The organism is Actinoplanes subglobosus (assembly GCF_042650585.1).
GTDB classification, from domain to species: Bacteria; Actinomycetota; Actinomycetes; order Mycobacteriales; family Micromonosporaceae; genus Actinoplanes; species Actinoplanes subglobosus.
Genome location: NZ_JBHSBL010000005.1, coordinates 585,938 through 592,803 on the forward strand (window position 1 = coordinate 585,938; position 6,866 = coordinate 592,803).

General features: G+C 71.6%; 6 protein-coding genes. All 6 read left to right on the top strand.

Annotated features, from left to right (window positions below):
* The first annotated feature begins 50 nt into the window (after positions 1–50).
* The 6 genes from ACFO0C_RS06005 (at position 51) to ACFO0C_RS06030 (ending at position 6,857) form a co-directional block, all read left to right on the top strand.
* Positions 51–2,105 carry a hypothetical protein gene (locus ACFO0C_RS06005; protein ID WP_378065495.1) on the top strand — a complete coding sequence of 685 codons (2,055 nt, stop codon included), beginning with the start codon at positions 51–53 and terminating at the stop codon, positions 2,103–2,105.
* A complete protein-coding gene (locus ACFO0C_RS06010; protein WP_378065496.1) occupies positions 2,102–2,770 on the top strand; it encodes a response regulator in 669 nt (222 codons plus the stop codon). The genes ACFO0C_RS06005 and ACFO0C_RS06010 overlap by 4 nt, the downstream gene beginning before the upstream one ends.
* A complete protein-coding gene (locus ACFO0C_RS06015) occupies positions 2,767–3,741 on the top strand; it encodes a Ppx/GppA phosphatase family protein (protein ID WP_378065497.1) in 975 nt (324 codons plus the stop codon). Before ACFO0C_RS06010 ends, ACFO0C_RS06015 begins: the two co-directional genes overlap by 4 nt.
* A gap of 72 nt (positions 3,742–3,813) precedes the next feature.
* Positions 3,814–5,334: a GAF domain-containing protein gene (locus ACFO0C_RS06020; protein WP_378065498.1), complete on the top strand. Its 1,521-nt coding sequence runs from the start codon at positions 3,814–3,816 to the stop codon at positions 5,332–5,334.
* A 114-nt stretch (positions 5,335–5,448) separates the two neighbouring features.
* On the top strand, positions 5,449–6,564 hold the full coding sequence (locus tag ACFO0C_RS06025) for a WD40/YVTN/BNR-like repeat-containing protein (RefSeq protein ID WP_378065499.1): 1,116 nt from the start codon (positions 5,449–5,451) through the stop codon (positions 6,562–6,564).
* Positions 6,561–6,857, top strand: coding sequence for a MoaD/ThiS family protein (locus tag ACFO0C_RS06030; protein ID WP_378065500.1), 297 nt, complete (start codon positions 6,561–6,563; stop codon positions 6,855–6,857). Before ACFO0C_RS06025 ends, ACFO0C_RS06030 begins: the two co-directional genes overlap by 4 nt.
* Positions 6,858–6,866: the final 9 nt, after the last annotated feature.

Here is a 6,866-nt window from a genome sequence, read left to right on the forward strand (position 1 = left end):
TCGACATCGGGATGACGGGTTGTCACCAGAGGTACTTGTAGGATGCCTCGGTGGCTGTTGAGGGCGAATATCTACGTCTCGCGGAGGCGGCGGCGCCTGAACGGAAGCCGGACCGGCCGGTCGCGCACAGCGAGCCGGTGGCACCGGCCGAGGACCCCGAGCCACCCGCTCCGGCCGCTCCCGCCGCTCGGGTCGAGCCGGCCGAGGACCCCGAGCCACCCGCTCCGGCCGCTCCCGCCGCTCGGGTCGAGCCGGCCGAGGAGCCCGCACCGGCCGAGGAGCCCGTGCCGGCCGAGGACCCCGCACCGGCGGAGAACCCGGTTGCGGACGACCAGGGGAGTGGGCACCGGCCTGATCTGCTGCTGTGGGCGCACCGGGCCCTGACCCTGGTGGCGGTCATGAGCCTGGTGGTGAACACCCGGGTGTTCTGGACCACCTACGCCCTCACCCGCCCGGGGCTCGCCCTGACGCTGACCGGGGCGTACCTGACGATGCTGGTGGCGGCGATCCTGGCGCTCTGCGCGTCCCGGCAGCGGACGCTGGCGGTCCTGGACGTCGGAGTGCTGGTCACCGCGATCGCGATCAAGGGCGTCGCCGCGTGGAACGGGATCAGCGGCGTCAAGGAGATGACCGTCGACGAGGGCATGCTGATGGACCGGGCCAGCCGTGCGCTGGCCGAGGGCATCAACCCGTACACGTCGGCGTGGGACGACATCCTGCCGAGCCTGCCGACACAGCTGATGGACGGCCGGGGGGTCTTCGACTTCGGCTATCCGGCGCTCGGCGTCGAGATGGGCGCGGGCATGCAGACCCTGTTCCCGTCGATCGTGGGCATCGCGGCGGTGGCGTGGCTGGCGCTGCTGGCCACGGTGCTGATCCTGTTCTTCGCCGCGCCCCGGCCGCTGCGCCCGCTGGCGACGGTGGGTGTGCTCGGGCTCGGGACGCTGACCGGATACGCCGACAACGCCTACCCGTCGCTGATCGCCCTGCCGTTCCTGTGCCTGGCACTGTGGCGCTGGCCGTCGATCGGGAGGGGCGGGCGGCTGGGCTGGTCCGGTCTCGGCAGCGCGGTCGCTCTGGGCCTGGCCTGCGCGATCCATCAGCTCGGCTGGTTCCTGGCGATGTTCCTGGTCGTCGGCCTGGTGGTGCTGCGGCTGGGCGAGCTGCCGCTGGTCCGCGTCTTCTGGCTGCTGATGCGGTACGGCTGCACCGCGCTGGGCGTGTTCTTCCTGGCGAACCTCCGGTTGCTGCTCCGGTCGCCGGAGCACTGGCTGACCGGTGTGTTCGAGCCGATGACGCAGCACGCCGTACCGCACGGTCAGGGCCTGATGGGGATCACGTCCTATGTCATCGGTGGCAGCGGGGCGCTCGATCTCTACGGGCATGCCACGAAGGCGTTGCTGGTGGCGCTGCTCGTCACCTTCGCCCTCCATCTGCGCCGTCTCGGCCCGGCGATCGCGGTGCTGCCCTGGCTGATCTTCATGGTGTCGACGCGTTCGCAGGACGGCTACTGGGTGCTGACGATGCCGCTGTGGATCGTCGCGCTGGCGACCACGTCGCGGGCCGATTTCGCGGGGGCGTTCCGGATCGGTCCGTCCTGGCCCCGTCCCCTGGTCCGGACGCTGGCGACGGCCGGCACGGTGGTGCTGTTCCTGCCCGCGGCGGCTCTGGTGACGATCGCCGCCACGACGCCCCAGCCGTTGACGATGCGGGTGGCCAGTACGGTCGTCCCCGGCCAGCGGCTGACCGAACTCGTCATCGACGTGACGAACGAGTCCGGGCGGGCGCTCGTCCCCTCGTTCACCATGGCCTCGGGGGTGACGATCGGCGACTTCTGGGTGATCCGGACCGGGCCGCTGTCGCTGCCGGCCCACACCTCGGCGACCTACACGCTGGTGCCGCCGGTGAAGAGGACGGCGGACCCGGTCACCCCGACGATCTGGGTGGACTCGATCCGGCCGGCCGGCCCGGAACCCGAGACGTTCTGGCGTGCGCCCGACGACGGTCCGGTCTTCCTCCGCGCGGTCTCCGACGGGCCGCAGACGCTCAGCAGCGTGCTGGTGATCCCGGACTGGCCGGACGATCACGAACTGGACCCGGCATGACCCGCATCCTGGTGGTCGACGACGAGCCGCAGATCATCCGGGCACTGCGGATCAACCTCAGGGCCCGGGGGTACGAGGTGGACACCGCCCCGGACGGCGCGACGGCCCTGCGCGCGGCCGCCGAGCACCACCCCGACCTGGTGGTGCTGGACCTGGGCCTGCCCGACATGGAGGGCGACGAGGTGATCGCCGGCCTGCGCGGCTGGACCGCGGTGCCGATCATCGTGCTGTCCGGCCGGGCCGGCAGCTCCGACAAGGTGACGGCGCTGGACGCCGGCGCCGACGACTACGTGACGAAGCCGTTCGGGGTGGACGAGTTGCTGGCCCGGATCCGCGCGGTGACCCGCCGCTCGCAGGCCGGGGAGACGGAGGCCCCGGTCGTGCGGCTGGGCGAGCTGGAGGTCGATCTGGCCGAGCACACGATCACCGGCGACGTCCGGCTCACCCCGACCGAGTGGCAGTTGCTGGAGCACCTGCTGCGGCACCCGGGCAAGTTGATCACCCAGCGTGACCTGCTGCACGAGGTGTGGGGTCCGCAGTACCGGACCGAGACGAACTACCTCCGCCAGTACATGGCCCGCCTGCGCCGCAAACTGGAGGCCGACCCGGCTCGCCCGCGCCATCTGCTCACCGAGCCCGGCATGGGATACAGGTTCCGGCCGTGAGTGCCTCCGCCCCGCGGCTCGGGGTGCTCGACGTCGGATCGAACACGGTGAACCTGGTCGTCGCCGAGGCCGATTCCGGGTTGCCGCTGCCCGTGCACACCTGGGAGCGGCGTCCCCGGCTGGCGCACCGGCTCCCGGCCGACGGCACGATCGGGCCGGACGCGCTGGAGCGGATGATCTCCGCGGTCACCGACGCGGTCGTCGAGTCGCGCCGCGCCGGCGTGAACCGGATGTTCGCCTACACCACGGCGGTGGTCCGGGACGCCCCCAACCGCGAGGCGGTCCTCACGGCGGTTCAGGAGCGCACGGGGGTACGGCTGGGCACGCTCACCGGCATCGAGGACGCCCGTCTGACGTTCCTGGCCGCGCGGCGCTGGCTGGGCTGGCAGGCCGGTCCGATGCTGATGGTCGACATCGGCGGCGGCTGCCTGGAGGTGGCGTTCGGGCGTGACCGGCTGCCGGAGTCGGCGATGTCGCTGCCCCTGGGTGCGGGCCGGTTGACCCGCGAGTTCCTGGCCGACGGCGACCCGCCCTCACCTCGGGCGGTCCGGCGGTTGCGGCAGTACGTGCGGGAGCAGTTCGCCGAGGTCGCGGCCCGTACCTCCTGGGAGGCCCCGCGCACGTCGGTGGCCGCCTCGAAGACCTTCCAGCAGCTGGCCCGGCTGGCCGGCGCCCCGCCGCTGCGTCAGGGCCCGTTCGTGCGGCGGGAGTTGCGCGCCACGGCCCTGCGGCCGTGGATCAAACGGCTGGCCGCGATGCCCAGCCCGAAACGGTCGCGCCTGCCCGGGGTGTCACCGCACCGGGCCCGGCAGATCCTGGCCGGTGCCATCGTGGCCTACGAGGTGATGCGCCGCCTCGGCGTCGAATCGCTGATCATCTGCCCGTGGGGGCTGCGGGAGGGGATCCTGCTGCGCGAGCTGGAGTCCCGCCAGACGCCGCTGGCCGACGCGGCGTGGGTGCCCTGGGATTGAGGCTCATCCTTCCGGCGTGCGGGCCGATATCTCAGGTATCCGGTTCTTCCGCGTCGGCCAAGGAGATACAGCGTGCGGTTGTTCGGTTCACGTGCGGTCACCCCCGAGGCGGCCCGCCCGATCCCGCGTGACGTCGAGGCTCTGGAGCAGCTGGTCCTGGCCCTCGACACCGCGACGGACGAGGACAGTGCCTGGCGGATCACCGTGGAGAACATGGTCCGATTCCACAAGATGGGGTACGGCGCGGTCTGGGTCCCGGACGGCCTCAACCGGCTGCGGCGGCTGCACGAGTGCGGCCCGCTCCAGCCGCAGCTGGCCGGTGTCACCGAGCCCGAGCTGGTGACCAAGGCGTTGCAGAGCCGGGCCGCGGTCTTCGACGAGGACCCGGAGCGGGCCACCGGTTGCCGTCGCTGGCAGGCCGCGGCCAAGGCGGGCATGGTCGCCGCGATGATGCTGCCGGTGATCAAGGGCAACGAGGTGCTGGCCGTCCTCGAGTACTACTCGCCGAACCCGATCTACGCCGACCCGGCCCGTAAGGAGAAGCTCGCGGCCGTCGCCCGGGTCGCCGAGCAGGCCTGGTCGGCCGCGGTCGCCGCCGCCGAGCTGCGCCAGGTGGCCACCGACCGGGAGGCGGTCACCACCGTGGTCACCCGGGTCGGCGCGGCGTCGGACAGCGCGACCACGATCCGGGCCGCTCTGGACGCGGTGCGGACCGCGTTCGGCTGGGCGTACGGCTCGTTCTGGGAGATCGACGGCGACACGAACGTGCTCAAGTTCCACCTGGAGTCGGGGTCGGCCGGCGACGAGTTCCGCCGGGTGACCCTGGCCGCCGAGTTCGCCGAGGGTGTCGGGCTGTCCGGTCGCGCCTGGCGGGCCCGGGACCTGGTCTTCGTCAAGGATCTCGCGGAGGTCACCGACTGCGTGCGGGCACCGGCGGCCCAGCGTGCCGGGGTGCGGTCCGGCGTCTGCTTCCCGATCATGAGCGGGGACCGGGTCGTCGGCACCATGGACTTCTTCACCACCGAGTACATCGACCTGTCCGATTCGCGGGCGGCCGCGCTGCGCAACGTCCAGCAGCTGGTGTCGCAGCGCCTCGACGTGGTCCGCGGCACCGAGCGGGCCGCCGCGAACGCCCGCGACCTGCTGGACACGGTGCAGCGGCTGCGCAGTGCCAGTGACGACGCGACGACGGTGGCCGAGCAGGCGGTGACCCGGGCGTCGGCGATGACGGCCGAGGTGGCCGCGCTCGGGCAGGCGTCGGCGGCGATCGGCGACGTCATCAAGATCATTTCGTCGATCGCGGAGCAGACCAATCTGCTGGCCCTCAACGCCACCATCGAGGCGGCCCGGGCCGGTGAGTCCGGCAAGGGCTTCGCCGTGGTGGCCGGCGAGGTCAAGGAGCTGGCCCGGGAGACCGCCGAGGCCACCCAGAAGGTCGCCGACCAGATCGCCGGGATCCAGTCGAGCGCGGAGACGGTCGCCAACGGCATCCACACCACGAGCGAGACGATCGGGAAGATGGACGCCGTACAGGCCCGGATGAACGACGTGCTCGCCGAGCAGGCCGAAATGGCCCGTGCGCTCCAGGGCTGACCCCTTCCGATCGAACATTCGTCCTAGACTGCCCCGAGGTGACGCAGGACACACCATGATGCGTCTACGGGCCCGGTCGGTGGCCGGCCGGGCCGGACCCGGAGGGAGCAGCACATGAGCGGTGTTCGATTGCTGGTCGGCACTCGTAAGGGCCTGTTCGTCCTGACCTCGGACGCGGCCCGGCGGGACTGGAAGGTCGACGGGCCGCACTTCGGTGGTTGGGAGATCTACCACGCGAACGGGTCACCGGTGGATCCTGACCGGATCTACGTGTCGCAGTCGGGCGGCTGGTTCGGCCAGCTGATCCAGCGGTCCGACGACGGTGGGACGACCTGGCGGCAGGTCGACCACGACTTCACCTACGCCGGCGAGGTGGGCGACCATCTGTGGTACGACGGGACCCCGCGCCCGTGGGAGTTCAAGCGGATCTGGCACCTGGAGCCGTCGCGTACCGAACTCGACGTGGTCTACGCCGGGGCCGAGGACGCGGCCCTGTTCAAGAGCACCGACGGTGGCCAGAAATGGGTGGAGCTGACCGGGCTGCGCACCCACACGTCGGCCCCGAAATGGCAGCCCGGCGCCGGCGGCATGTGCCTGCACACGATCATCCTCGACCCGGTGGTCCCGGACCGGATCTTCGTGGCGATCTCGGCCGCCGGTGCGTTCCGTTCCGACGACGGGGGTGTCACCTGGCAGCCGATCAACCGCGGTCTGAACAGCGGCGGCATCCCCGACCCGGACGCCGAGGTGGGCCACTGCGTGCACCGGATCGCCCAGCACCCGTCCCGCCCGGACACGCTGTTCATGCAGAAGCACTGGGACGTGATGCGGTCCGACGACGCCGGTGACAACTGGCGGGAGATCAGCGGCGACCTGCCGACCGACTTCGGCTTCCCGATCGCGGTGCACGCCCACGAGCCGGAGACGATCTATGTCATCCCGATCACCAGCGACTCGCTGCACTACGTCATGGACGGCAGGCTGCGGGTCTACCGCAGCCGGAGCGGCGGCGAGCGGTGGGAGGCGCTGACCGCGGGTCTGCCGCAGGACCACTGTTACGTCAACGTGTTGCGCGACGCGATGGCGGTGGACACGCTCGACGACTGCGGCATCTACTTCGGCACCAGCGCCGGCCAGGTCTACGGGTCGGCGGACAGCGGTGACACCTGGAAGGCCCTGGTCAGTGACCTGCCACCGATCTGCTCGGTGGAAGCGCAGGTGCTGCCGTGATCCGGGTGATCCTCCCGCCGCACCTGCGCACCCTCGCGCACGTGTCCGGGGAGGTTCGGGTCGAGGTGCCGGGTGAGGTGACCCAGCGGCACGTGCTCGACGCGGTGGAGGAGCGTTTCCCGATGCTGGTCGGGACCATGCGTGACCGCGGCACCGGCAAGCGGCGGGCGCTGGTCCGCTTCTTCGCCTGCGAGGAGGATCTCTCCAACGATTCACCGGACGCGCCGCTGCCCGACCGGGTGGCGCGGGGCGAGGAGCCGTTCCTCGTCGTCGGGGCGATGGCCGGCGGATGAGACGCGAGG

Excerpts from the sequence above, each read along its gene's own strand:
- ACFO0C_RS06010 (WP_378065496.1), top strand. The coding sequence starts at position 2,102 with ATGACCCGCATCCTGGTGGTCGACGACGAGCCGCAGATCATCCGGGCA.
- ACFO0C_RS06025 (WP_378065499.1), top strand. The coding sequence starts at position 5,449 with ATGAGCGGTGTTCGATTGCTGGTCGGCACTCGTAAGGGCCTGTTCGTC.